General features: G+C 73.4%; 24 protein-coding genes and 1 riboswitch. Of the genes, 14 read left to right on the top strand and 10 right to left on the bottom strand.

Features of this window, described 5'->3' with window-relative positions:
• The first annotated feature begins 50 nt into the window (after positions 1-50).
• Both AAG742_RS01320 and AAG742_RS01315 read left to right on the top strand, forming a co-directional pair.
• The gene (locus AAG742_RS01320; RefSeq protein ID WP_343282200.1) at positions 51-1,163 is read left to right on the top strand and encodes a 3-methyladenine DNA glycosylase; all 1,113 of its coding nucleotides are present in this window, start codon (positions 51-53) and stop codon (positions 1,161-1,163) included.
• 5 nt (positions 1,164-1,168) lie between these two features.
• The gene (locus AAG742_RS01315) at positions 1,169-1,318 is read left to right on the top strand and encodes a hypothetical protein (protein ID WP_248116516.1); all 150 of its coding nucleotides are present in this window, start codon (positions 1,169-1,171) and stop codon (positions 1,316-1,318) included.
• Positions 1,319-1,418: 100 nt separating this feature from the next.
• Here the strand turns inward: AAG742_RS01315 and AAG742_RS01310 are convergent, their stop codons facing one another.
• Positions 1,419-2,111 carry a DsbA family oxidoreductase gene (locus AAG742_RS01310; RefSeq protein WP_298710470.1) on the bottom strand — a complete coding sequence of 231 codons (693 nt, stop codon included), beginning with the start codon at positions 2,109-2,111 and terminating at the stop codon, positions 1,419-1,421.
• A gap of 132 nt (positions 2,112-2,243) precedes the next feature.
• Here AAG742_RS01310 and AAG742_RS01305 point away from each other — a divergent pair, with 132 nt between their 5' ends.
• The 4 genes from AAG742_RS01305 to AAG742_RS01290 all read left to right on the top strand — a co-directional run bounded on the left by AAG742_RS01305 (position 2,244) and on the right by AAG742_RS01290 (position 4,320).
• Positions 2,244-3,215, top strand: a complete 972-nt coding sequence (locus tag AAG742_RS01305) for a DUF952 domain-containing protein (protein ID WP_298710472.1) — start codon at positions 2,244-2,246, stop codon at positions 3,213-3,215.
• Positions 3,216-3,374: 159 nt separating this feature from the next.
• Complete coding sequence (locus AAG742_RS01300) at positions 3,375-3,920, top strand: hypothetical protein (RefSeq protein WP_343282199.1); 546 nt, start codon at positions 3,375-3,377, stop codon at positions 3,918-3,920.
• A 3-nt stretch (positions 3,921-3,923) separates the two neighbouring features.
• The gene (locus AAG742_RS01295) at positions 3,924-4,121 is read left to right on the top strand and encodes a helix-turn-helix transcriptional regulator (RefSeq protein ID WP_298710476.1); all 198 of its coding nucleotides are present in this window, start codon (positions 3,924-3,926) and stop codon (positions 4,119-4,121) included.
• Between the two features lie 49 nt (positions 4,122-4,170).
• Complete coding sequence (locus AAG742_RS01290; RefSeq protein WP_298710478.1) at positions 4,171-4,320, top strand: hypothetical protein; 150 nt, start codon at positions 4,171-4,173, stop codon at positions 4,318-4,320.
• Positions 4,321-4,357: 37 nt separating this feature from the next.
• Here AAG742_RS01290 and AAG742_RS01285 read toward each other — a convergent pair whose 3' ends face one another.
• The gene (locus AAG742_RS01285) at positions 4,358-4,834 is read right to left on the bottom strand and encodes a YchJ family metal-binding protein (protein WP_298710480.1); all 477 of its coding nucleotides are present in this window, start codon (positions 4,832-4,834) and stop codon (positions 4,358-4,360) included.
• 196 nt (positions 4,835-5,030) lie between these two features.
• Between AAG742_RS01285 and AAG742_RS01280 the strand changes: the two genes are divergently transcribed.
• The 6 genes from AAG742_RS01280 (at position 5,031) to AAG742_RS01255 (ending at position 12,958) form a co-directional block, all read left to right on the top strand.
• A complete protein-coding gene (locus AAG742_RS01280) occupies positions 5,031-6,077 on the top strand; it encodes a hypothetical protein (protein ID WP_248116500.1) in 1,047 nt (348 codons plus the stop codon).
• Between the two features lie 296 nt (positions 6,078-6,373).
• Complete coding sequence (purS, locus tag AAG742_RS01275) at positions 6,374-6,652, top strand: phosphoribosylformylglycinamidine synthase subunit PurS (RefSeq protein ID WP_298710481.1); 279 nt, start codon at positions 6,374-6,376, stop codon at positions 6,650-6,652.
• A complete protein-coding gene (gene purQ, locus AAG742_RS01270) occupies positions 6,652-7,449 on the top strand; it encodes a phosphoribosylformylglycinamidine synthase subunit PurQ (protein WP_298710483.1) in 798 nt (265 codons plus the stop codon). Before purS ends, purQ begins: the two co-directional genes overlap by 1 nt.
• A complete protein-coding gene (gene purL, locus AAG742_RS01265) occupies positions 7,446-9,752 on the top strand; it encodes a phosphoribosylformylglycinamidine synthase subunit PurL (protein WP_298710485.1) in 2,307 nt (768 codons plus the stop codon). The genes purQ and purL overlap by 4 nt, the downstream gene beginning before the upstream one ends.
• A 194-nt stretch (positions 9,753-9,946) precedes the next feature.
• Positions 9,947-12,436, top strand: a complete 2,490-nt coding sequence (locus tag AAG742_RS01260) for an HAD-IC family P-type ATPase (protein ID WP_298710487.1) — start codon at positions 9,947-9,949, stop codon at positions 12,434-12,436.
• 117 nt (positions 12,437-12,553) lie between these two features.
• Positions 12,554-12,958: a YtxH domain-containing protein gene (locus tag AAG742_RS01255; RefSeq protein WP_248116492.1), complete on the top strand. Its 405-nt coding sequence runs from the start codon at positions 12,554-12,556 to the stop codon at positions 12,956-12,958.
• A 74-nt stretch (positions 12,959-13,032) separates the two neighbouring features.
• Here AAG742_RS01255 and AAG742_RS01250 read toward each other — a convergent pair whose 3' ends face one another.
• From AAG742_RS01250 to AAG742_RS01220, 7 genes are all read right to left on the bottom strand, one after another.
• Complete coding sequence (locus AAG742_RS01250) at positions 13,033-13,800, bottom strand: hypothetical protein (protein WP_298710489.1); 768 nt, start codon at positions 13,798-13,800, stop codon at positions 13,033-13,035.
• Positions 13,800-14,525 (bottom strand): Tat (twin-arginine translocation) pathway signal sequence, encoded by a 726-nt coding sequence (locus AAG742_RS01245; protein WP_298710491.1) that lies wholly within the window; start codon positions 14,523-14,525, stop codon positions 13,800-13,802. The genes AAG742_RS01250 and AAG742_RS01245 overlap by 1 nt, the downstream gene beginning before the upstream one ends.
• A gap of 53 nt (positions 14,526-14,578) precedes the next feature.
• Entirely contained in the window at positions 14,579-15,991 is a 1,413-nt protein-coding gene (locus tag AAG742_RS01240; protein WP_298710493.1) for an LLM class flavin-dependent oxidoreductase, read from the bottom strand.
• A 141-nt stretch (positions 15,992-16,132) separates the two neighbouring features.
• Positions 16,133-16,903, bottom strand: coding sequence for a MetQ/NlpA family ABC transporter substrate-binding protein (locus tag AAG742_RS01235; protein WP_298710495.1), 771 nt, complete (start codon positions 16,901-16,903; stop codon positions 16,133-16,135).
• A gap of 246 nt (positions 16,904-17,149) precedes the next feature.
• Positions 17,150-17,815, bottom strand: coding sequence for a methionine ABC transporter permease (locus tag AAG742_RS01230; RefSeq protein ID WP_298710497.1), 666 nt, complete (start codon positions 17,813-17,815; stop codon positions 17,150-17,152).
• A 1-nt stretch (position 17,816) separates the two neighbouring features.
• The gene (locus tag AAG742_RS01225; protein WP_343282198.1) at positions 17,817-18,623 is read right to left on the bottom strand and encodes an ATP-binding cassette domain-containing protein; all 807 of its coding nucleotides are present in this window, start codon (positions 18,621-18,623) and stop codon (positions 17,817-17,819) included.
• Positions 18,624-18,776: 153 nt separating this feature from the next.
• Positions 18,777-18,868, bottom strand: a riboswitch (SAM riboswitch).
• A gap of 202 nt (positions 18,869-19,070) precedes the next feature.
• A complete protein-coding gene (locus tag AAG742_RS01220; RefSeq protein ID WP_298710501.1) occupies positions 19,071-20,345 on the bottom strand; it encodes an acyl-CoA dehydrogenase family protein in 1,275 nt (424 codons plus the stop codon).
• 289 nt (positions 20,346-20,634) lie between these two features.
• Between AAG742_RS01220 and acs the strand changes: the two genes are divergently transcribed.
• Positions 20,635-22,647 (top strand): acetate--CoA ligase, encoded by a 2,013-nt coding sequence (gene acs / locus AAG742_RS01215; protein ID WP_298710860.1) that lies wholly within the window; start codon positions 20,635-20,637, stop codon positions 22,645-22,647.
• Between the two features lie 202 nt (positions 22,648-22,849).
• Positions 22,850-24,322: an MDR family MFS transporter gene (locus AAG742_RS01210; RefSeq protein ID WP_298710503.1), complete on the top strand. Its 1,473-nt coding sequence runs from the start codon at positions 22,850-22,852 to the stop codon at positions 24,320-24,322.
• Positions 24,323-24,415: 93 nt separating this feature from the next.
• Here AAG742_RS01210 and AAG742_RS01205 read toward each other — a convergent pair whose 3' ends face one another.
• Positions 24,416-25,282, bottom strand: coding sequence for a siderophore-interacting protein (locus AAG742_RS01205; RefSeq protein ID WP_298710505.1), 867 nt, complete (start codon positions 25,280-25,282; stop codon positions 24,416-24,418).
• Positions 25,283-25,317: the final 35 nt, after the last annotated feature.

Below are 25,317 nucleotides of genomic sequence, written 5' to 3'. Positions count from 1 at the left end.
GACGTCGTCGGGCCCGGGAGGGTGGCGCGGCGCGGGAGAATGGATGCGCCATGCTCCAGATCCAGACCGACCCGCCCACTCCTGTCGCCGCGCCGTCCGGGGACGCGCGCCCCGCCGTCGTCGTGCTCCCCGCCGAGGAGTGGCGGGCGCGCGCCCGCGCGCACCGGGAGCGGATCTCCGCGCGGACCGCGCCGCTGGTGGCGCTGCACATGCGCGGCGAGAAGCATCCCGTGCAGGACTTCCTGTTCGGCTACTACGCCCACTCCCCCGCGGCGCTGGCGCGCTGGCATCCCGGGGCGGGCATGCTCCTCGCCGACGACGACGCCGGGTCGAACGCCGCCGCTGAGGCCGAGGAGTCCGGCGCCCCGGCCCGAGGGACGTGGAAGCACGTGCGCCGCGTGCGCGCGGGAGAGGCGCTCGCGCCGGGCGGGCCGCCGTCGCCGGCCGCGGGCTGGACCGTGGACGAGACGGCCTTCGCGCGCGACCGGGCGACCGGCGTCGCCTTCACGCGCGACCTTCTCGCCCGGACCTCCGCTCGAGCGCCCCGGCTGGGGTGCTTCGGACTGCACGAGTGGGCCATGGCGTACCGCGCGGACGTGCACGGCGTGCGCCACTCCCAGCTGCCTCTGCGCCTGGGCGCGGCGGGGACGGACGCGGTGGTCGAGTCCCAGAGGATCCGGTGCACGCACTTCGACGCCTTCCGCTTCTTCGCGCCCGAGGCGCGAGGGCTCAACGAGGGCGACGACGGCGCGCTCCCCACGCGGGAGGGCATGCGGGACATGGAGCAGCCGGGATGCCTGCACGCGGGCATGGACCTCTACAAGTGGGCGTACAAGCTCGTGCCGTGGGTGAGCTCGGAGATCGTGGCGGACTGCTTCGACCTCGCGTGGGACATCCGGGCCCTGGACATGCGGGCCTCGCCGTACGACCTCACCGGCGTGACCGACCTGGCCGGCGGAGACTACCCGCCCGTGCGGATCGAGACGCCCGAGGGCCGGGCCGAGTACGCGCGGGCGCAGCGCGGGTTCGCGGAGCGGGGCCAGGCGCTGCGGAGGCGGCTGCTGGAGGCGATGGAGGCGCTGGAGGGGCACGGTGGGTCGGAAGGCCTGGAGGCGTCAGCAGGCATCGGGGTGCCGCAGACGCGCCGTGGCCTGGGAGGATGAGCGGCATGAGTGAGCTGCCCCCGGAACTGCGCGGCGTGCGCTTCGACGACGACGACGCGCCCCGCCGCCCGCGCCCGATCGTGCTGATCGTGACGTGGCTGTGCATCATCGGCCTCGTGATGAGTGTGGCGGCGGGGATCTTCAGCTCGTTCTGAGGGCGCGTCGGAGGCCCGGGAGGGGCGCCTCGATTCCCCCTCACGCCCGCCGGCCGGCCCCGAGGCCGAGGGGCCGCGGACCCGCGGTGGCGGCGCCTCCTCAGGCCGAGGGGAACTCGCACACCCCGTCGTGGCAGACGGCGCCGCCGTCGGACGGCGGGGACTGGACCCGGGCGGCCTCGTCGCGCAGGACTGCCGCGAAGTGCTCCACGCTCTGGGCCCCGGAGACCGTGGCGGAGTCGTTCACCACGAAGAACGGGACGCCGCGCACCCCGAGGTCCGCGGCACGCTGCTCGTCCGCGCGCACCTCGCGCGCATAGCGGTCGCCCGCGAGGACCTCGTCCACCTCGGCCGCCTCGAGTCCGACGTCCAGGGCGAGCCTGCGGACGACGTCGGCCGAGCCGATCTCCTCCCCCTCGGAGAAGTAGCCGCGGAAGAGGCGCTCCTCCGCCTCGGCGCCGAGCCCGCGGGACGCGGCGAGCTGCAGCACGCGGTGGGCGATGAACGTGTTCCCCGGCTTCGCGGTGCGCCACTGGAAGTCCAGGCCCACGCTGCGGGCCTGCTCCTCCTCGTGGGAGAGGACCGCAAGCGCCTGGGGCGTGCTCGCGCCGTAGGCCGTGCTCATGACCTCGGGCAGCGTCATGCCGTACGACGCCGGCGCCTGCGGGTTGAGCTCGAAGCTGTGCCACACGATCTCGGCGTCCACGCCGGTCTGCTCGAGGGCGAGCTCGAGGCGGCGCTTGCCGATGTAGCAGAACGGGCAGATGACATCCGACCACACGTCGATCTTCATGGGGATCCGACCTCTCTGGGGACGCAGCCGTCGCGGGTCGGCGGCATGTCGTCTCCGGGGCCCAACGCCCCGCCGGGACGGAACATTCCAGGTCAGCGGGGACAGGGACGGTCGGGCCGATACGGTGACGCCATGATCCTGCACATCACCCTGCCCGAGGACTGGGCCGGGGCCCGCCGCACGGGCCGCTACACGGCGTCCACGCGGGGCGCCACCTTCTTCGAGGTCGGCTTCCTGCACGCCTCCGAGGACGCCCGACAGGCAGCCGCGGTGGCGGCGGCGTTCTACGCGGACCGGCCAGACGCGTTCCTCGTCGCCCTGGACGAGGAGACGCTCGCCGGGTCCGGCTTCGCGGTGCGCCGCGAGCCCGGCGACCCGGCCGACCCCGCCTCCGAACGCTTTCCGCACGTCCACCCGGGCACGCAGGCCCGGGACCACATCCCCGTGCCGCTGATGACGCCCGTCGCCATGCCCGGCGCTGAGGCCCGCGTCCTCCGGCAGGACACCGCCGAGGCCGCCGCACTGCAGGACGCCGGGTGGACGGTGCGCTCGCGGTCCTGGGGCGCACGCCTGCACCTGGCCGACGACGCCGACCTCGCCCCGTACCGGGACCTGGTGGCCGCGGCGGAGGCGCAGGGGGTCGAGGTGCGGGTGCTGGAGGCTGCGGACTCGCTTGCCCTGCGCGCACTCGACGCCGAGGCCGCCCCGCGCTTCCCGCGCACCGACGGCTCGTTCCACACGCCCCTGTCCGACGATCTCGAGGCGCGGCTGGACGGCGAGGACGGGGTCGCCGTCGGGGCGTTCGCGGGCGCGGAGCTGATCGGTGTCACCCTGCTGTTCCGCACGCACGGAGCGGACGGGGACGTCCGGTGGGACGTCGACCGGACGGCGGTGCGGCAGGGGCACGAGGAGCGGGGTCTGGGGAAGGCGGTGAAGGCGGCGTCGGTGCTGGCCACGCACGCCCGGGGCGGGCGGATCTGGGGCACGGGCGGCGCCGAGGTGAACGCGGCGTCCCTGCGGATGAACGAGGCGCTCGGGTTCGCGCTCGAGCCGCTGTGGCTGGCCCTCGTGCCGCCGACCCCCGCCCCCACCAACGCCGGTTGAGTTCTCGGGCGTGTTCCGGCCCGGCACCCCCGAGAACTCAACCGATGTTCAAGCAGGGGGGTGAAAGGGTCAAGCTCCCTTGACGTCCAGCGTCCTTGACTGTCAAGTTTGCTTCACACCGCCGGGGACGGGCCCCGGCACCGCACGAAGGAGCAGGCCATGACCTCCGACCACGGCACCGACGACGTCACCGCCCCCACCGCCGAGGCGCCCCGCGCCACCACCGACCCCCGCCGGGACACGCGATCGTTCTGGGGCCGGTCCGCCCGGCTGGGCGGTGGCACGGGCCGGCTCCTCCTCGTGAGCCTGGTGCTGGGCCTGCTCATCGCCCTGCTGATCGGCGCCGCCGCCTACGGCCTGGCCACCCTGCGCGAGCAGCCGGACGCTCGCTACCCCTGGATCATGGGCCTCATCATGGCGGCCACGTCCCTGCCGATCGGCACCGGCGTCGCCTGGTTCTTGTTCGTGGATCGCACGACCGTCCGCGGCGCGATCCGGGACACCGAGGAGACCGTCGAGGGCCGCTGGCTGGAGAAGGCGCAGTCCGGGGCGTTCGGTGACCTGCTCGTGGTGATCGGGCTGGGCACGTTCGTGATCGGCATGACCGGGTGGCAGCCGTCGCCGTCCCTGACGGGTGCCACCCTGATCGTCGTCGCCGCGGCCTCCGCCGCCGTCCGCTACCTCCTGCTGAAGCGGCGGGGCTGAGCCGTGGAGAACTCGCTCCCCGCCGAGCGCACCCGCCTGGGCTGGTCGCAGCAGCGCCTCGCCGACGAGCTCGGCGTCTCGCGCCAGACGGTCATCTCCCTCGAGAAGGGCCGATACGACCCCTCCCTCCCCCTCGCCTTCCGCCTGGCCGCCGTGTTCGGCCGGCGCATCGAGGACCTGTTCACCCCAGACGCGGACTGAACGCCCGTAGACTGGCGCGACCCCCGACCGGCCCCGCCCCAAGAGCACCATGACCGGCCTTCCCCCCGAGCTGCGCGACGCCGACCTCGCCCCGGACGACTCCCCGCGCCACACCCGGCCGGTGGTCACGATCGTGGCACTGCTGTGCATCGCGGGTCTGATCCTCAGCGTGGCCACCGCGTTCCTCTCCGCCTTCTGACCCCTCCCTCCGGCCCCGACGACGCCGCGCGGCCGGCTCAGCCGGCGACGTCCCCGTCCACGTAGCGCCAGACGCCGTCCTCGCGGCGGAACCGGCTGTGCTCGGTCAGGCGCACGCGCGCCCCGGAGGCGTCCCGGCCGAGCGCCGTGAACGTCACGGTCCCGACCGTGTCGAAGGGGCCGCCGCCGGTCGTGTCCGTCACCGCCAGGCGGGTGAACGCGGTGGGCGTCTCCCCCGGCCCCGGGGTCAGGTCCGCCGCGGCGGGACGCGTCTCGGCCGCCCAGGTGGCGCGCAGGTAGGCGACCATCGCGGCCGCGGTGCGGGCGGCGTCGTCGTGATCCGTGGCGACCAGGAGGGCGAACGCCGTGTACCGCGAGCGCATGAGGTCCTCGGCCGTGGGCGCGGCGAGGGTCCCGTCCGCGGCGTGGCGCGCGTGCCAGCGGCCGCAGCAGTCGGGGTACGGCAGGCCCCGGCCGCACGGGCAGGGCTCGGCTCCCGGCTGGTCGGCTGTCACCGGCTCAGGCGGACGGGACGAGGGGCGGCGGCGCGGTCGTCGCGACGGCGGGGGATGCGGGCCAGGATCATGCGCCCAGGCTAGTCGCCGACGCGCGGCCCCGCCGCTCCTGCACAGGCCTCCACAGAACCCTCGCCCTCCCCAGGCGGCCGCCCTCCCCGCGCCCAGCCTCTCCCGCGCGGCCGATCCTGAGCGCATGGACCCCGCACCCCTGCCCGAGGACCCCGGTCTCCGCACCGGCCGCGGCCCGTTGCTGCGAGTGACCGCCCGCACGGACGCGACCACGCGCCGCCGGGTGGCGCGGGCCTGGGATGCCGGGAAGCTGCTGCGCCTCGTGCGCGGCGTCTACTGCCCCGTGGCCGACTGGCTCGGGGCCGCACCCTGGGACCGGTTCACCCTGGCGGCGTCGGCGGTGGTGCTCGCCCGCCCGGACGCGGTGTTCACTGGCGCGACCGCCGCCCACCTCCACGGGCTGCCCCTGATCGAGACGCCCCGGACGCTGCACGTGCGCGCCACGACGCCGCACCACCACGGTCGGTCGACCCTCGTCCGCCAGGCTCTCGCCCCCGGCGCCGCCCCGCTCCCTCCGCTGCCGACCCTCTCCCCCGTGTGGAACCCGGTCTCCGCGCCCGGCCACGAGCCCGTGGAGATCCTGCTGCGGACGGCGGGCGGAGTCCTCCTCGGCACGGCCCGGGCGGAGTCGCTCTCCACCGTGCACCTGCAGCTGGCGGCCGGCCTGCCCCTGCGGGAGAGCGTGGCCCCGCTGGACCGTCTGCTGCGCGACCGGCCCCGGGAGTGCGCCGCATGGGCCGCCGCCCACGCCGAGCTCCCCGCCTCCCGGGCGGCCCGCGAGCGGTTCTCCCGGGCCTGCGCATTCGCCGACGGCGCGTCCGAGTCGCCCGGGGAGTCGCTGAGCCGCGTCCTCGTCCATGAGCTGGGGTTCGCCCCTCCCGTGCTGCAGCACCGCGTCCGCACCCCGGGCGCCGCGCACGAGGACCGGGTGGACTTCTGGTGGCCGCAGCTCCGTGTGGGCGGCGAGTTCGACGGGATCACCAAGTACGACGTCGGGCTGCACGCCTCCGAGGCGGACCGACGCCGGGCGATCCGGGCGGAGAAGGAGCGGGAGGTCCGCCTGCGCCGGCTGCTGTCCGGTCTCGCCCGCTGGACGTGGGAGGACCTGCGTTCCCCCGCCCGACTGGAGGCCGAGCTGGCGCGCCACGGCGTGCCCCGGCGTCGCGGGTGAGGGGTCGGGGCCGGCGGGTCGGTGCGTGCTCCGACTCAGGACCTCCGGCTGTGCTCAGGACCTCGTCATGAGGACGCGGTCCTGAGCACAGCCGGAGGTCGGGGCGGGGCGGGGCGGGACGGAGATGGAGCGGGCGGGGCAGGACGGCCCCGGACTGGGCCGCGCGCCCCCTCGGTAGACTGGCCGGGCAAGCTCGCGGAGCGTCCGGCGGCCCCGGCGTGAGACGGCACCACCGCTCTCCTCTGGCCGCCCCGGAGCGCCACCCGCACGGCCCCCTCAGACACCAGGAGCGTTGGATGCCCATCATCGTCGTCGACGTCATGCCCAAGCCCGAGATCCTCGACCCGCAGGGCAAGGCCATCAACGGGGCCCTGCCCCGCCTCGGGTTCACCCAGTTCAGCCAGGTCCGCCAGGGCAAGCGCTTCGAGCTCACCGTGGACGGCGAGGTCACGGACGAGATCCTGACCGCCGCCCGCAAGGCCGCCGAGGAGATGCTCTCCAACCCGGTGATCGAGGACGTCGTGAACGTCGAGCTCGTCGACGAGGCGGGGACCGACGACGAGGCCCACGCCTGATGGCCGCGGACCTCCCCCTCATCGGCGACTACTCGACGCCCGCCACTCCCCTGTCCGGCGCCCGCATCGGCGTCGTCACCTTCCCGGGCACCCTCGACGACGTCGACGCCGCCCGCGCGATCCGCCTCGCCGGTGCGGAGGCCGTGGCCCTGTGGCACGCCGACGCGGACCCGCACGCCGCGCTGTCCGGCCTGGACGCCGTCGTCGTCCCCGGCGGCTTCTCCTACGGCGACTACCTGCGCGCCGGCGCGATCTCCCGCTTCGCCCCCATGATGGACGCCATCGCGGAGGCGGCCGGCGGCCCGCAGGGCGGCGCGGACGCGCTCCCGGTGCTCGGCATCTGCAACGGCTTCCAGATCCTCACGGAGTCCCACCTGCTGCCGGGCTCGATGATCAAGAACGACCACCTGCACTTCATCTGCCGCGACCAGGAGCTCACGGTCGAGTCCACGGACACCGCGTGGACCCGCGACTTCGCGCCGGGCCAGACCATCACCGTGCCCCTGAAGAACCAGGACGGCCAGTACGTGGCCGACGACGCCACCCTCGACGCCCTCGAGGCCGAGGGCCGCGTGGTGTTCCGCTACAAGGGCTGGAACCCCAACGGCTCGCGCCGCGACATCGCGGGCGTGGCCAACCCGGCGGGCAACGTGGTGGGCCTGATGCCGCACCCGGAGCACGCCGTCGAGGCCGGCTTCGGCCCGGACACCGCGGACGGCGTGCGCGCCGGCACCGACGGCCTGGGCTTCTTCACCTCCGTCCTGACCACCCTCGCGAGCCGGGGAGGCGCCGCATGAGCCAGCAGTTCACCATCGAGACCGTGGAGCACGCCGCGGCGAACCCGGACGTCGCCCAGCCGTGGGCGGAGCTCGGCCTCAAGGAGGACGAGTACGCGCGGATCCGCGAGATCCTGGGCCGCCGCCCCACCGCGGCGGAGCTCGCGATGTACTCCGTGATGTGGTCGGAGCACTGCTCCTACAAGTCCTCGAAGGTGCACCTGCGCCAGTTCGGGGACAAGCTCACCGAGGAGATGAAGAAGAACCTCATGGTGGGGATCGGCGAGAACGCCGGCGTCACCGACCTCGGCGACGGCTGGGCCGTGACCTTCAAGGTGGAGTCGCACAACCACCCCTCCTTCGTGGAGCCCTACCAGGGCGCGGCCACCGGCATCGGCGGCATCGTGCGCGACATCATCTCGATGGGCGCCCGCCCCGTGGCCGTCATGGACCCGCTGCGCTTCGGCGCGATCGACCACCCGGACACCGCCCGCGTGGTGCACGGCGTCGTCTCCGGCATCGGCGGCTACGGCAACTGCCTCGGCCTGCCGAACATCGGCGGCGAGGTCTCCTTCGACGCCTCCTACCAGGGCAACCCGCTCGTGAACGCGCTCGCCGTGGGCGTGCTCAAGCACGAGGACCTGCGCCTGGCGAACGCGTCCGGGGTCGGCAACAAGGTGGTGCTCTTCGGCGCCCGCACCGGTGGCGACGGCATCGGCGGCGCGTCCGTGCTGGCCTCGGAGTCCTTCGACGCCGGCGGCAAGCCCGCCAAGCGCCCCTCCGTCCAGGTGGGCGACCCGTTCGCGGAGAAGGTGCTCATCGAGTGCTGTCTCGAGCTGTTCCACGGCTCCCTCGTGGAGGGCATCCAGGACCTCGGTGCCGCGGGCATCTCCTGCGCCACCTCCGAGCTCGCCTCCAACGGCGAGGGCGGCATGCGCGTCGAGCTGACCGACGTGCTGCTGCGCGACTCCACGCTGACCCCGGGCGAGATCCTCATGTCCGAGTCGCAGGAGCGCATGATGGCCGTCGTGACGCCGGAGAACGTCGCGGCGTTCGAGGCCGTCATGGCCAAGTGGGACGTGGAGTACTCGTGGCTCGGCGAGGTCACCGGCGACGGCCGCCTCGTCATCACGTGGGACGGCGAGGTCATCGTCGACGTCGACCCGCGCACCGTGGCCCATGACGGCCCCGTGTACGAGCGCCCGTACCACCGCCCCTCCTTCCAGGATGCGCTCCAGGCGGACACGTTCCGTGCCTCCGCGGCCGGCCAGGACCTGCCGCAGGACGGCGACGCGCTCAAGGCCGCCGTCGTCGAGCTGATGGCCTCCCCCAACATGGCGGACGTCTCCTGGATCACCCGGCAGTACGACCGGTACGTGCGCGGCAACACCGCGCTCGCCTCCCCCGACGACGCCGGCGTGGTCCGCGTGGACGAGGAGACGGGCATGGGCGTGGCCCTGGCCACGGACTGCAACGACCGCTACGCGTACCTCGACCCGTATGCGGGCGCGCAGCTGTCCCTCGCGGAGGCCTACCGCAACGTGGCCACCGTGGGCGCCGTGCCGCTCGCCGTCACCGACTGCCTCAACTTCGGCTCCCCCGAGGACCCCGAGGTGATGTGGCAGTTCGCCGAGGCCGTCCGCGGCCTCGCCGATGCGTGCCAGGTGCTCGGCGTGCCCGTCACCGGCGGCAACGTCTCGCTCTACAACCAGACCGGCGGCGTCGCCATCCATCCCACCCCCACCGTGGGCGTGCTGGGCCAGCTCGACGACGTCGCGCGCCGCACGCCCTCGGGCTTCGGCCGGGACGCGGACGGGCAGGCGGTCTACCTGCTCGGCGTCACCCGCGATGAGCTGGACGGCTCCGAGTTCGCGAACCTGCGCGGCCACCTGGGCGGCACGCCCCCGAAGGTGGACCTCGAGCAGGAGCGCCTGCTCGGCGAGCTGCTGGTCAACGCCTCGCGCGACGGCATGATCGACGCCGCGCACGACGTCTCCAAGGGCGGCCTCGCGGCGACCCTGGCGGACATGGTGCTGCGCTTCGGCGTCGGCGCGCGGATCGTGCTGGACGAGGTCCTCCGCCGCGACGGCGTGGACCTGTTCACCGCGCTGTTCTCCGAGACGCAGGGCCGCGCCGTCGTGTCCGTGCCGCGCACCGAGGAGGTCCGCTTCAATGACATGACCACCGCGCGCGGCTACACCGTGACCCGGATCGGCGTCGTGGACGTGGAGTCCGGCGCCCTCGAGGTGCAGGGCGGGTTCGAGCTGCCGATCGCCGAGCTGCGCGAGGCCTGGGAGGCCACCCTGCCGAAGCACTTCGGCTGAGCGGGCGCCCCACCCCTGTGACGAGCCCTGCGTCGTCGCCGTCATCCGCCCCGGATGGCAGCGACGACGCAGGGCTCGTCGCGTGGGGGGGCTGAGCGAGGCGGCGGCGCGGGGGACTCAGGGTGGGGTGGGCAGGGGCCGAGATCCACCCTGGGGCGGATGTGCCCCCCGGCCCGTCCCCCTAGTTTCATGGGGTGACCGATGCGAGCGTGCGCCTGCGGGCCGATCCGATCTGTGGGCTGACCCACGCCGAGGTGGCCGAGCGGGAGGCGGCCGGTCTCACGAACGCGCAGCCGCGGGACACCTCCCGCAGCCTCGCCACCATCCTGCGCGTGCACGTGCTCACGCTGTTCAACCTGGCCATCGGCCTGTGCGCGCTCGTGGTGGTCCTGCTGGGCCGCTGGTTCGACCTCCTCTTCAGCCTCGCGGCCGTGGCCAACGTGGTCATCGGCGTGGTGCAGGAGTACTCCGCCAAGCGCACCCTGGACCGGATCGCCCTGCTGAACCAGGACGACGCCCTCGTCGTCCGCGACGGGGAGCGCGTCCCCGTGCGGATCGTCCAGATCGTGCTCGACGACGTCGTGGTGCTGCGCCGCGGCGACCAGGTGCCCGTGGACGCCGAGGTGCTCGCCTCGGAGGGCCTGGACCTCGACGAGGCCCTCCTCACCGGGGAGAACGACCCCGTCCCCAAGCGCCCCGGCGACGCCGTGCTCTCCGGCTCCTCCGTGGTCGCGGGCACCGGGCTGGTCCGCGCGACCGCCGTGGGCCCCGACTCGCACGCCGCCCGCCTCGGCGCCGAGGCCAGGAAGTACCGGGCGATCCACTCGGAGCTGCGCGAGGGCCTCGAGAAGGTGGCCCGCTGGCTCACGATCGCCCTGGTGCCGATCATCGCCGTGATCGTGAACGGCCAGGTCACCGCGGCCGGCGGCTGGGGACGCGCGCTCTCCGCCCCGCGCGAGGAGACGCTCGAGCCCGCGCTGATCGCGTCCGTGGCCGCCGTGACCAGCATGATCCCGCAGGGCCTGGCGCTCATGACCACCATCTCGTTCGCCGTGGCCGCCCTGAAGCTGGCCCGGCGCGAGGTCCTCATCCAGGAGCAGCCCGCCGTGGAGGTCCTGGCCCGCGTGGACACCGTGTGCCTGGACAAGACCGGCACGCTCACGGAGGGCGGCGTGAGCTTCCACGGCGCCAGCCCGCCGCACGCCGGGGACGCCGGTGCCGCGCCTGGCATCAGGGCTGAGATCTCCCCGGCCACCCGGGCGGCGCTGGCCTGGTTCGGTGCGGACCCGGACGCCAACCCGACGGCGGCCGCCCTCCGAGAGCCGTTCGCCGCCGCGCCCGTGCCCATCCCGATCGCCGCGGTCCCGTTCTCCAGTGCCCGGCGCTGGTCCGCCGTCGTCTTCGGTCCAGACGCCGACGCCCAGGCCCCAGGCCTCGCCGGGACGTGGCTGCTGGGCGCCCCCGAGGCGCTGCTGGACGCCGCGCACCTGGGCCCGGAGCGCACCGACGCCGTCGGGGCGGGCTGCGCGCACAGCGCGGACCGCGGGCTGCGCACCATGCTGCTGTGCCGCGCGGACGCCGCGCCCGTCGGCGAGGAGCTCCCCGCGGGCCGGGATCCGGCCGCCGTGCTCACGTTCCAGGAGAACGTGCGCCCGGACGCCGCGCAGACCCTGGGGTACTTCCGGGATCAGGGGGTGCGGATCGCCGTGATCTCGGGGGACAGTCCGCGCACGGTGGCCGCCGTCGCCCGCACCGTGGGTGTGGACGTGCCCGGCGACGCCGTGGACGGGCGCACCCTGCCCTCGGATCCGGAGGAGCTCGCGGAGGTCATGCAGGCCCACAGCGTGTTCGGCCGCGTCGCCCCGGAGCAGAAGCGGGCCATGGTCGCGGCCCTGCAGAGCCGCGGCCACGTGGTGGCCATGACGGGCGACGGCGTCAACGACGCCCTCGCGCTGAAGACCGCCGACCTCGGGATCGCGATGGGCAACGCCGCATCCGCCACCAAGGCCGTCTCCCGGATGGTGCTGCTCGACGGGCGCTTCGACCGCCTGCCGGCTGTGCTCGCGGAGGGGCGCCAGGTGATCGCCAACATGGAGCGCCTGGCGCACATCTACCTCACGAAGACCACGTATGCGCTGCTGCTCGGCGTGGTGTTCTCCCTCCTGGCCTGGCCGTTCCCGCTGCTGCCCCGGCAGGCCTCCACGGTGGACCTCATCATGATCGGCGCGCCCACGTTCTTCCTCGCGCTGCTGCCCAACGCCCGGCGCTACGTGCCGGGGTTCCTCGGGCGTGCGCTGCGGTTCGCCCTGCCCAGCGGCGCGGTGATCCTCGCGGCCATGCTGGCCCTGGGCTGGTACGTGCGGAACCGGGCCGCGGGCGAGGTGGGCACGGCGCAGCTGCAGACCGCCGCCATGATCACCCTGACGCTCGCGGGCCTCTGGGTCCTCAGCACCATGGCGCGGCCGCTCACCCGCGGCACGGCGGTGCTGATCGCCGCGATGTACGCGGTGCTCGCCCTCGTGGTGCTCGTGCCGGCCTCCCGCTGGTACCACGTCCTCGAGGTCCCTGCCCCGGACGTGCTCACCGCGTCCCTGATGATCGCCGGGCTCGCGTGCGCAGGCATCGAGGCGATCCACCGGGTGCACCGGCGTCATGGGGAGCGCACGGTGCCCCTGAGACGTTGACGCTGTGCCCTCGGCGGGGCGAGAGTAGGGCGTGATTCCACTGTGGAACGGCACCTCCTCCGGGTGGGCCCTCCGCAGCGGGGCAGATCTGACCGTCAGACACAGAAGGAGAACACCATGCGTTGGCTCACTCTCGGCCTCGGTGCCGCCCTCGGCTACTTCCTCGCCTCCGGCGAGGGCCGCCAGAACCTCGACAAGATGTCCCAGAACGCGCAGAAGCTCTGGAACGACCCCAAGACCCAGGAGAAGGTGGGACACGTGCAGGAGACCGCTCAGCAGAAGTTCGCCGAGGTGAAGAACTCGGACAAGGTCCAGGACCTCGCCGCCAAGGTCGGCGCGGGTGAGAAGGACGCGCTCAAGGGCGATGACCGCGCGAGCCGCTCGGAGGACTCCTTCGCCGACCAGCGCGTGACCGAGTCCAACAACGACAACGTGCAGGCGGCCAACGCGACCGGCGCCGATCCGGACTTCATCTCGGATCCCTCCACCCCGCTCGGCGACGAGGGCCCCACGGCCCGCTGACCCGCGCACCCCGGACCGACGACGCGGCCCGCCTCCCCCTCCGGGGCGGCGGGCCGCGTCGCGTCCGTCGAGGGTCAGGTCGCGGGTGCCGCGGCGGGCTCGGCGATCGCATCCTCGGCCGGCGCCTCGATGGGCGGCACGGCGTTCCACTCGGAGAACGTGGTGACGGCCCCGGTGCCCGCGGACTCGGTCTCCACGGTCAGCAGCTCGCCGTCGTCCTGGGCCACGGTGAAGGCCCGCAGCGCGACGCCGCCGCCCTCCCTGCTCGCCGGCACGTCGAGCACGTAGCGCACGGCGTCCTGGCCGCTGCGGCGCAGGGTGTCCGCGTCCGCCTCCTTGCCGTCCAGGCCGTCGCCGGCGGGCAGCGCCGCCAGCAGCGAGTCCACCATGGCCCCCATGCCCTGTGCGGACGGGTCGCCCGTGGCCTTGGCCGCGGTCCACTTCTCGGCGTACTCGGGGTCCTCCCCGGCCACGCCGCCGCGCTCCTCGAGCGTGAAGCGGGAGAAGGTGCGCCCGTCCACGGTGCGGCTCTCGTCGCGCGTGGTGTACGCGCCGTCGCGGAACTCGCTCACGTAGCGGAAGTCCTCTCCCGACGTCGGCCCGGAGATGTCCGTGGAGTCCGGCACGGTGCCGCCGGCGGACGTCTGCGCGCCGGCGCGCAGCTCGGTGACCATGCGGACCGAGTCGGCCTGCTCGAGCTGGGTGCGGGCCTTCGCCCACGCCTCGGGGGCGTCGCCGCCGTCAGCCCCGCACCCCGAGAGCAGCAGGGCCGCCCCCGTCCCCAGGACGGCCAGCGGGAGGGCCCGGCGCGCGCCGCGCCGCTTCATCAGGTCGCCACGCATCACTCGGACACCTCCTCCGGCACCTCGGCCGGGTCGATCGCGTTCCAGTCGCTGAGCTCGTACTGCTGGAGGGCGTTCGCGGCCTCCACCTGCAGGCCCACGAGGGAGCCGTCCTCATCCACCGTGAAGGAGCGCACGCGGACGGGCTCGCCTTCGCCCGCGGCGGCCTGGGCCGCGCCCGCGACGTCGGCCGGCACCGCGTACCGCTGGGCGTGGCCGTCCTGGAGCTCGACCTCCTCCGGCTCCACGTCCGCACCCTCGAGGGCGTCCGCGGCGGGGAGGGCGATCCGGTCCAGCTCGGTGCGCAGCGGGTTCGCCTGGGCCTGCGCCTGGTCCGCGGGGAGGCGCTTCCACCCGTCGTCGCCGTACGCGGCGCGGACCTGCGCGGGGACGTCCTGGCCCTCCGTGCTGACGCGCGCGTAGACGTCCTCGCCCACGGTTCGGGTGTCCACGAGCATGCGGGAGTCCTCCCCCACGCCCATGGTGGCGGTCGAGGTGGCGTTGCCGCCGTCGAGCGCGCCGGCGATGTCCCACGTGACCACGCTGGGGCCCTGGCGTCCCGTGGTGTACGCGGTGGAGAGGCGGACCGAGTCCGCCTCGTCGAGCTGGGTGCGGGCCTGCTTCCAGGCCTCACCCGCGGGCTGGGGATCCGACGCGCACCCGGCGAGGGCCAGGGCGCCGATGAGCCCCAGTCCCGCCGCGTGGACGGCACGTCTGCGCTGCATGTTCTCCTCCTCGGTGCGGCCGCGGGGTGGGCCCGCGGTCCTCGCGCCTCACCTTACCGACGACGGCGCAGCGCGAAGGACGCCCCGTGGTGGCCCTCCGGGAGGTGGTCGCCACGGCCGAAGAGCTTGTGGCGCAGCGTGCCGTCCGTGTACGCGGTCTTGTAGCGGCCCAGACGCTGGAGCTCGGGCACCACGTGCTCCACGACGTCCTCGAACGTCCCGGGGGTGATGTGGTAGGCCAGGTTGAAGCCGTCCACGTCCGTCTCGTCGGCCCAGTCGGCCAGCTGCCGCGCCGCCGATGCGCCGCCGCCCACGATCACCGGGCCGAAGCCGCCGATGCCCACCCACTCGGCCAGCTTGCGGACCGTCCACTCCTCGTCCGTGCCAGAGGCCTTCTGGAAGGTCTCCACCGCGGACTGGATGGCGTTGGACTGCACGTCGCCGATCGGCTCGTCCAGCTCGTACTGCGAGAGGTCGATGCCCATCCCGCCGGACATCAGCACGAGACCGCCGAGCGGGTCCACGTACTGGGCGAGGTCGTCGTACTTGGCGCGGGCGTCGTCGTCGGTGGCGCCGGTGACCACGGTCTGCATGGCGAAGACCTTGACGTCGTAGGGGTCGCGGCCGGCCTCGACGAGGGCCTGGCGGATCTTCGCGGTGGTGGCCTTGGCCAGCTCCTTCGTGGGGGAGTTGATGAAGACCGCCTCGGCGTGCTTGCCCGCGAAGGCGCGGCCGCGCGTCGAGGCGCCGGCCTGGTAGATCACGGGGGTGCGCTGCGCGGAGGGCTCGGTCACGGCATGGCCGGGCACCTTGAACCACGTCCCCTCGTGGGCGATGTCGTGGACCTTGGCCGGGTCCGCGAACACGCCGGTCTCATTGTCGTAGACCACCGCGTCGTCCTCCCACGAGCCCTCGAGGAGCTTGTAGACGACGTCGAGGTACTCGTCCGCGTGCTCGTAGCGCTCGTCGTGCTCCATCTGGTCGTCCTGGCCCATGTTCTGGGCCGCCGAGGGCAGGTAGCCGGTGACGACGTTCCAGCCCACGCGGCCGCCCGTGAGGTGGTCCAGCGTGGCCAGGCGGCGGGCGAACGGGTACGGGTGCTCGTAGGCGGTGCCGGCGGTGACCCCGAAGCCGAGGTGCTCGGTGACGGCGGCCATCGCCGAGACCAGCAGGAACGGGTCGTTGACCGGGGTCTGCGCACCAGTGCGGATGGCGGCCTCGGAGGTGCCCCCGTAGACGGAGTAGGGGCCGAGCACGTCCGCGATGAACAGGCCGTCGAAGAGACCCTGCTCAAGGGTCTTGGCCAGGTGCGTCCAGTAGCCCAGCGTGTTGTAGTCGCGGGCGTGGTCGTCCGGATGGCGCCACAGGCCCGGCGACTGGTGGGCCACGCAGTTCATGTCGAAGGCGTTGAAGAGGATCTGACGAGGGGTGACGGACGGTGCGCTGTGGGCATGCTCGGTGGTCATGGCGCCAGTCAATGCAGTGCCCCGACGCTGTGGGAAATCGTGTGACGGCACGACGGCGGCGGGCGTCATGCCGCCGTCGTGCCCGGCTCTGCCACGGCCCGGCCGCCCCCATGTGACGCGCCGTGCCAGGCCCGCCACGTATCACTCGGACGAGAACTCCTTCCAGACCTGAGCGGAGTTCTCCAGGGTGACCTCACCGGTGTAGGCCACCACTCCTCCCTCGTAGTCGGCGTACCACTGCTGGACCTCCGGAGAGTGGTAGGCCTCCTGCAGGACCCGTGCGGCCTCGGTGTCCCGGAAGTCCGCCTTGGCAGCGACGACGACGGAGAACGGCAGCTGGACCCCCGGGTCGTCCTCCAGGATCAAGGTGGACTCGTCGACGTCGTACCCCGCCTCCGCGATGAGGCGGACGAACCCGAAGCCCGCGGCGACGTCAGGGAGAGTCTGGGCGAGCGACTGCTGGTCCACCTCGACGAACTCGACCTTCTTCGGATTGGACGTGATGTCGCGCTGGGACAGCTGGGTCACCGGCTTGTCGGGATCGACCTCGATCACACCCGCCTCTGCCAACAGCTGGAGCGCACGGCCGTTGTTGGAGGTGTCCACCGGGATGGAGATCTTGGCCCCCTGCGGCAGGTCGTCGAAGGAGTCGAGGGTGAGGGAGAAGAGGCCGCTGCGTCCGTAGTAGACGGAGAACAGCGGCTCCACGGCCGTGCCGTTGTCCCTGTTGAACTGCTTCAGGTAGGCCAGGTGCTGGAAGAAGTTCACGTCATACTCGCCCTGTTGGACGGTGTTGTTGGGCTGGATGATGTCCGTCACGTACGTCGTCTGCAACGTCCACCCCTGGCCCGCGAGCTTCTTCTTCACAAGCTCCGTGGGCTCTTGGTAAGGGGCGGACTCCGTGACGATCATGGAGATCTTCCTGTCCGGAGTGGCGCCGGCCTCCTGGGACGATCCGCAACCGGTGGAGGACAGACCTGCGAAGGCCGTCAAGGCCAGCCCCTGGAGGACACGGCGGCGGGTGGGCCTGGACGACGGTGAGTGGGCGTGCAGGAGCATGGGGGTTACCTTTCGATGAGGCCGCAAGGGCACGGGGGGGGCGATCTCGGGCGGGAGAGTGGCGTACGTGAAAAGGGGCGCGTGCACCGCGCACACAGATCAGGCCAGGCGCTTGTCCGTGCGGCGGACCAGCCGGCCGCCGACGAACTGGACCGCCGTGACCAGCAGGAGCATGGCGAGGATGGCCACCGCCATGACCTCCGTCTCGTAGCGGTAATAGCCGTATCGGATGGCGAAATCGCCGATGCCACCGCCGCCGACGAGTCCGACCATGGCGGAGAACGAGATGAAGCTGACCATGGTGATGGTGATCGATCCGATGAGTGCCGGGCGTGCGTCGACCAGCAGGACGTTGCGGATGATCTGGCCGCGCGTCGCCCCCATCGCGCTTGCCGCCTCGACGGCTCCCCCGCCGAGCTGCGTCATGTTCTGCTCCACGAGCCGGGCAAAGTACGGGATCGCGTTGACGGTGAGGGGCACGATCGCCGCGGCGGTTCCCACGGTTGTCCCCACCACCAGGCGGGTGAACGGGATGATGGCGATGAGCAGGATCAGGAACGGGAAGGAACGGAACACGTTCACCAGGCCTGAGACGAGGCGATGCGCCCGCGGCGACGGGGAGATGCCGCCGGGCGCATGGGTGAAGAGCCACACGCCGAGCGGAATGCCCAGGGCCACGGCCGCTGGGATGGCCACGGCGATCATCAGCAGCGTCTGGCCCAGGGCGACGGTGAGCTCCGGCAGGAGTTCGACGATGCGCTCCATCTCAGGCCACCTCCGCCCCGGCCAGGAGGGGCAGGCTCGGCGCGGCGTCCAGGGGGCCGTCTCGGCGCTCGGCCGGGGGCTCCGGGGGTGGAGTGTGCCCGCGTCCAGCCCGGTCGAGGTGGATGCCCTCAGACACCAGGTAGGCGCCGATGGAGGTGGTGGGTATGAACCGTCCCGAAGACAGGTCCTCCACGCTGAAACTCTCCACCACGCGCCCGGCCTCCATGACGGACACGTCGTCGGCCAACGCCTTGATGACCTCCATCTCGTGGGTCACGATCACCACGGTGATGCCCAGCTGACGGTTGATGTCCGCCAGGTACTGGAGCACCGTGGCCGTGGTGAAGGGGTCGAGGGCGGACGTCGGCTCGTCGCACAGGAGGAGCTTCGGGCGCGTCGCCAGCGCACGGGCAATGGCCACACGTTGCTTCTGCCCTCCGGAGAGTTGCGCGGGGTAGGAGGACGCCTTGTCCGCCAGGTCCACCAGGTCGAGCGCCTCCAGTGCCTGCTTCCGTCGGTTTCGGGCATTGCGCTCGCCGGTGAACTTCAGGCCCAGCTCGACGTTGCCCAAGGCGGTGTGGTTGTGCACGAGGTTGAAGCCCTGGAAGATCATCCCGATCTCATGACGGCGGATCCGTAGCTCGGCCTCGGAGAGGCCCGTGAGCTCTTCGGAATCGAACCACACCTCGCCGGCGGTGGGACGTTGCAGGAGGTTGATGTTGCGCAGAAGGGTGGACTTCCCGGCGCCGCTGAAGCCGATGATGCCGTGGATAGCCCCGGCCGGGATGTCCAGTGAGACGTCGTCCACGGCGGTGAAGGATGCACCGGACGACGACGGCGGGTCCACCACCACGGCGTTCCGTCGGCGCAGCCAAGCGGCCGGCGAGGCAGGCCGGGCCCGCCGCGGAGAGGCCTCCCGGGTGAAGGTGGTCGAGACATGGCGAAGTGAGATCAATGCATTCCTCCATCGGTTCTGGCGGTAGCACCCTGGTCCGTACGGGCGGGCTGCTGCGGCGTCGTCGAGCCAGATCTCTCGGCCGCTCTGGATGGGTGCAATGACTTCATCACACCGGCCCCGCGCCTCACAGCCGGGCCGACCGGCGAGGACGCATCGCGGCCGCCAGGGCCGTGGGGGATCTCGGCGCCGCGCACACGTCGTCACAGGACCGCCCCCACCACGACGACGGCGACGCCCCCGCCCGGGTGCGCCGCCGTCGTCGTGGTGGGGCCACCGTGCCCGCCGACCCCGCCGCGCTCAGTCCTCCGGGACCTCGCCGGCGGAGGTGTACGCGACCGGGGCCGCGCCGTTGACCAGGCGGTCCCCGACCATCCGGACCTTGAACACGGCAGGATCGTGCGTGGCCAGGGTGCGGGCGTTGCGCCAGTGGCGGTCCAGCTGCAGCTCGGTGGAGGTCGCGGAGGCGCCGAGGGTGTCGAAGATCCGGGTGCAGACCTCGAGGACGAAGTCCGGCACCACGGCCTGAGCCCGGTAGGCCGCGTCCATCGCCTCGTCCCACAGGCGGGCGCTCACCTCGCCCTCGACGTCGTCCGGATGGGCCGCGTCCCACGCCGCGGCGGCGTCCATGGCCCTCCCGACCTCGCGCACGAGCAGCCGAGCCGCGCTCACCTGCCCGGCCATGCGCCCCACGATCTCGAGCAGCTGCGGATCCTGCTGCGGGCGGTCCGCCGTGCCGGTGTTGAACGTTCGGGTGCGGGCCTTCAGGAGGGCCACGCCCTCGTCGAGGGCCGCGCGGGCCACGCCCACCTGCAGGGCCAGCAGCGTGGCCTCCTCGAGCACCGGCACGGGCCCGTGCGAACGCGGCACCTCGAGCAGGTCCTCCGCGGCCGCGCCGTCGAGCACCACGGACCCGGTGGCGGTGAGCCGCTGGCCGAATCCGTCCCAGTCATCCTTGATGCGCACGCGCGGCTGGCGCACGCGCACCACCGCGATCGCCCGCTCCGGCTCGCGCACCGCGCCGCCGGCCCGCTTCGAGTTGCGTCGGGAGACGAGGTCGGCCCCGTCCACGCCCACCGTGACGATGGTCCACTGCGCGAACGCCGAGCCCGTGGCGTAGTACTTGTGGCCCGTGACCACCCACGTGCCGCCCTCGTCGCGGGCGGCACGCGCCGCCGCCCGGCCCGGCGCGGCCCCGGATCCGGCGCGCTCCGCGAGGGCGGAGCCGGCCCACTCCCCCGCGGCGGCGTGAGGCATCCAGGCCTTCCTCAGGCGCTGAGGCTGGTCGTCGACGGCGGCCACGAACACCAGGTGCGAACGCCACAGGTGTGCGGTGTTCACGTCCCGCGCGGCGAGGTCGGCCAGCAGGCGCAGCACCGTCTCGTGCCCGGCTCCGCGCCCGCCGAACTCGGCCGGGACGCTGACCTTCCCCAGCCCGGCCTCCTGGAGCCGCTGCTGCGCCACGAAGGGCAGGTGGCGCCCGGCCTCGCGGGCCCGCTCGCCCTGGGCGGCGGCGTGGAACACCTCGGCGAACTCGGCGGAGAGGGATGCGTGGTCGGCGGCGGGGCTCTGCATGGGCACCACTCTTCCAGAGCGCCCCGGGGGTGCCGGGCAGCCGGCGGCGCGGCAGGCGGCGGCCGGCCCTGCGTGACGCGGGGCGGGCGGGGCGGCCGCGGGGATTCGTACGCTCGAGGACCGAGCCCGGGCTCCTCCGAGACGCCCGCCGCTTGCGCTCGCCACACCCCCGACCGAACCGAGGTTCCCTCCCGTGACCGCGTCCGTCCCCGCAGCCTCCCCCGCCGATCCGGTGCGCCGCCCGAACGACGGCGTCCCCGCCGCCGCGCTCGCCACGCTGCCCGGCCCGCTGCCGCGGGAGGTCGTGGACGCCGCCGACCCGGACGTGCACCCGGGCCGTCCGGTGGCCGAGGCGGACCGGCTCGCCTTCTGGGAGGCCGTCGGACGGCGCCTCACGTGGGACCGCGACTTCACCCGGACGCACTCCCTCACCGCCCCGGACCCGGCCGCCGAGCGCGGCCCGGAGATCCGCTGGTACGAGGACGGCACCCTGAACGTGGCCGTGAACTGCGTGGACCGGCACGTGGCGGCGGGGCGCGGGGAGAAGGTCGCCCTGTACTTCGAGGGCGAGCCCGGCGACCGCCGCGCCGTCACCTACGCGGACCTGCAGCGCCGTGTGGCCCGCGCGGCGAACGCGCTCGAGGAGCTGGGCATCACCGCCGGCGACCGCGTCGTCGTGTACCTGCCCGTGATCGTGGAGACGATCGTCATCGCCCTGGCGTGCGCGCGCATCGGCGCGGTGCACTCCCTCGTGTTCGGGGGCTTCTCCGCCGAGGCGCTGCGCTTCCGCGTGGAGGACACCGGCGCCAAGCTGCTCGTCACCACGGACGGCCAGCACCGCCGTGGGAAGGTGGTGCCCGTCAAGGAGAACGCAGACGCCGCCGTCGCCGGTCAGAACCAGGTCGAGCACGTGCTCGTGGTGGACCGCTGCGGCCTCACCGGACCGGGAGAGATCGCGTGGACGGCCGGCCGGGACCTGTGGTGGCACGACGTCGTGGACCGCCAGCCGGCCACCCACGCCGCGCGCGCCTTCGAGGCCGAGCACCCGCTGTTCATCATGTACACGTCGGGCACCACGGGGCAGCCCAAGGGTCTCGTGCACACCTCGGCGGGCTACCTCGCCGCGGCCTCGTGGACGCACGACTTCCTCTTCTCCCACCCGGACGTGTCCCGCCGGGGCGACGACGTGCACTGGTGCACCGCTGACCTCGCGTGGGTCACCGCCCACACCTACGAGATCTACGGACCGCTCTCCAACGGCGTCACGCAGGTGATCTACGAGGGCGTGCCCAATGCACCACATCCGGGCCGTCACTTCGAGGTGATCGACCGCTACCGTGTGACCAGCTACTACACCGCGCCCACGCTCATCCGCTCGCTCATGGGCTGGCACCCGGACGGGATCCCGGCGGAGGATGCCGGCGGCCCCTCGCTCGCGTCCATCCGCCTGATCGGCACCGTGGGCGAGGCCGTGAATCCCGAGGCGTGGGCGTGGGCCCGCACCCAGATCGGCCGGGCCGGGCTCGAGCGAACCGGCACCCCGGTGCCCATGGTGGACACGTGGTGGCAGTCCGAGACGGGCTCCACCGTCATCTCCCCCCGCCCCACGGACACCACGTTCAAGCCGGGCTGCGGTTCCCGCCCGCTGCCCGGCGTCGACGTGGCCGTGGTCGACGACGACGGCGCGCCCGTGTCCGCGCACCTGCAGGGCAAGATCGTGGTCACCCGGACCTCACCGTCCATGGCGCGCACGGTGTGGGGCAACCCGGCACGGTACTTCCGCTCCTACTGGGCGGACTACGCGGAGCAGGGCTGGTTCCTCGCCGGAGACGGCGCCAAGACCGATGACGACGGCGACGTCTGGATCCTCGGGCGCATCGACGACGTCATCAACATCTCCGGGCACCGGCTGAGCACGATCGAGATCGAGTCGGCGCTCGTGGCGCACCCCCATGTGGTGGAGGCGGGCGTGTGCCCCGTGCCCGACGAGCGCACCGGACACGCGGCGGTGGCCTTCGTCGTGCCGAGCCGGGAGTGGGCGACGGCGTTCGCGGACGGGGGCGAGGACGTCGCGGCGAAGCGCGCCGAGGAGCTCCGCCGGCACGTCGGCCGGATGATCGGCCCGGTGGCCAAGCCGGGCGAGGTGGTGTTCGTCCCGGATGTGCCGAAGACGCGCTCGGGCAAGATCATGCGGCGCCTGCTCACGCAGCTGCACACCGGGGACCGCCTCGGGGACACCACGAGCCTGCAGAACGAGTGGTGCGTCGGGCAGATCGCGGAGGTGCTGGCCGCCCGCGCCTGACCGCCCCGCTCTCGCCGGCGAGGTCCGCGTTCGCGGACTGGATCTCGGAGGAGGGCGAGCCCGCGGGCCCGGCCGACTCGCGGATCGAGGATGACGACGTCAGCCTCTCACCCCCGTCCGGAACCGTCACGGGGCGGGGGCCCGCCCGCCCCCATAGACTGGCGGCCGTTCCCCGCTCGGTCCCGCCCCCTGAAAGGCCCCCGTGACCTCATCCCCCGACGCCGGCTCCCCGGGCCCCGCGCACGACGACGGCGAGCGCGCCCTCGTCGCCGACACCCTCGCCCCCGGCACCGGCCGACTCATCGGCCTGCTCGTCTCCGCCGCCTTCGTGGTGATCCTCAACGAGACGATCATGTCCGTGGCGCTGCCGCGCCTGATGGAGGAGTTCTCGGTCTCGGCCGCCTCGGCGCAGTGGCTCTCCACCGGCTTCATGCTGACGATGGCCGTGGTCATCCCCTTCACGGGGTGGCTGCTGAACCGGTTCACGCTCCGCACCGTGTTCATCATCGCCATGAGCACGTTCACGCTCGGCACCGCTCTGGCGGGACTGGCGCCGACCTTCGGGATCCTGCTCGCCGGACGCGTGGTGCAGGCCGTCGGCACGGCCATCATGATGCCGCTGCTGATGACCACGGTGCTCAACGTGGTGCCGCTGGCCCGCCGCGGGCGCATCATGGGCGTCATCTCGATCGTCATCGCCGTGGCCCCGGCCAGCGGCCCCACCGTGGGCGGAGTGATCCTCGAGCACTTCACGTGGCGCTGGCTGTTCTTCACCGTGCTGCCCATCGCCCTGTTCGCGCTGGCCGCCGGCGCCGCGTGGGTCCGCAACGTCACCGAGCCGCATCCTGTCCGCCTGGACGTGCCCTCCGGAGCGCTCTCCGCCGTCGGCTTCGCGGGCCTGGTCTTCGGCCTCTCCAGCATCGGCGAGGCCGCGGGCGGGCACGCGGCCGTCGCGCCGTGGATCCCGATCCTGGTGGGAGTGCTCGCCCTGGCGGCGTTCGCGGCCCGCCAGCTGCGGCTCAAGGACCGCGCGCTCCTGGACCTGCGCACGCTCGCCCGGCCCACGTTCACGGTGGCGCTGGGCGTGATGCTCGTGTCCATGATGGCCCTGTTCGGCACCATCATCCTGTTGCCCATCTACCTGCAGGAGGTGCTCGGCTGGAGCACCCAGCAGTCCGGCCTGGCCCTGCTGCCCGGCGGCGTCGTGATGGCGGTGCTCGGCTACGTGGTGGGAACCCTCTACGACCGCGTCGGCCCGCGCCCGCTCGTCGTGCCGGGCTCGGTTCTCGGCGCCGCGGGACTGTGGGGCTACACCACGCTGAGCGAGGACTCGAGCGCCCTCATGGTGGTGGGCCTGCACGTGGCCATCTCGATCGGCCTCTCCCTGCTGTTCTCCCCGCTCATGACGACGGCGCTCAGCGCCCTGCCCCGGCCGCTGTACGCGCACGGCTCCGCCCTGATGTCCACGCTGCAGCAGGTGGCCGGCGCGGCGGGCACGGCGCTGTTCATCACGCTGCTCACGGTGGGGACGGCGTCGTCGGCCGCGGCAGGCCTGCCGGCGCGGGCCGCCATGATGGACGGCGTGCACCTGGCGTTCCTCTCTGGCGCGGCGGTGTTCACGCTCAACGTGGTGGCGGTGTGGTTCGTGAAGCGCCCGGCGGCCGACGCGGCGTGAGCCCTGCCCCGGGTGACGAGCCCTGCGCTGTCGCCCTGGAGACCGCGCGACAGGCACAACGACGCAGGGTTCGTCGCATGGGCACGTCACCCCTCAGGGGAAGATCTGCCCCACCGGCGTCTGCTTCTCCGCCTGGAACGCGTCCTCGGCGCGGCCGAACGCCCAGTAGGCGCTGACGGACATGGACCGCCGGTCCACCCCGCGCTCGTCCGTGAGGTACGCCCGCGCGGCCTTCACCTGCTCGCGCTCCCCGTGCACGAACGCGTGCACCCGGCCCTCGCGCCACGGGAGCGCGCGCAGCTCGGCAGCCCAGCGCGTCGCCTCCGGGGTGAAGTCCCCGCCGCGGTGCAGCCAGCGCACCTCGACGCCGAGCGGTGCCTCGAGCGGCAGCTCGTCCTCCGCGCCGCCCACCTCGATCAGCGCGGTCCCGACGGCGTCCGGGGCCGTGCGCGCGAGGTCCTCCAGGGCGGCGGCGATCGCGGGCAGGGCGGAGTCGTCACCGACCAACAGGTGCCAGTCCGCCCCGGGATCGGGGCTGTAGCTGCCGCCGGGTCCCATGAACGCCACCGTGTCCCCCGGCTGTGCCGAGGCGGCCCACGGACCGGCGAGGCCGTCGTCGGGACCGGTCCCGTGCACCACGAAGTCCACGTCCACCGTGCCGGCCGCCGCGTCCACGGCGCGCACCGTGTAGGTGCGGCGGACGGGCATCTGCTCGGGTGTGAGGCGCTCGCGGAGGGCGTCCAGGTCGTAGGGCGGGGTGAGGCCGAGCACGGGGTCGGTGAAGAGCAGCTTGATGTACTGATCCGCCGCACCCTTGGCGGCCCAGCGGGCGTGGAAGTCCGCGAACTGCTCGCCGCCGAGCGTCATGCGGACCAGGTGCGGGCTGAGGCGCTCGGTGCGCTGGACCGTCAGCACGGTCTGGGGGCGGGCGGGGCGGCCAGGCTCGTCGGGGCGGGTCATGCCCTCACTCTCCCACGCCACGGCGCGACGAGCCC

The sequence above is a fragment of the Micrococcus sp. 2A genome (assembly GCF_039519235.1).
Classification (GTDB): domain Bacteria; phylum Actinomycetota; class Actinomycetes; order Actinomycetales; family Micrococcaceae; genus Micrococcus.
This window is presented reverse-complemented; position numbering and strand designations above follow the sequence as displayed.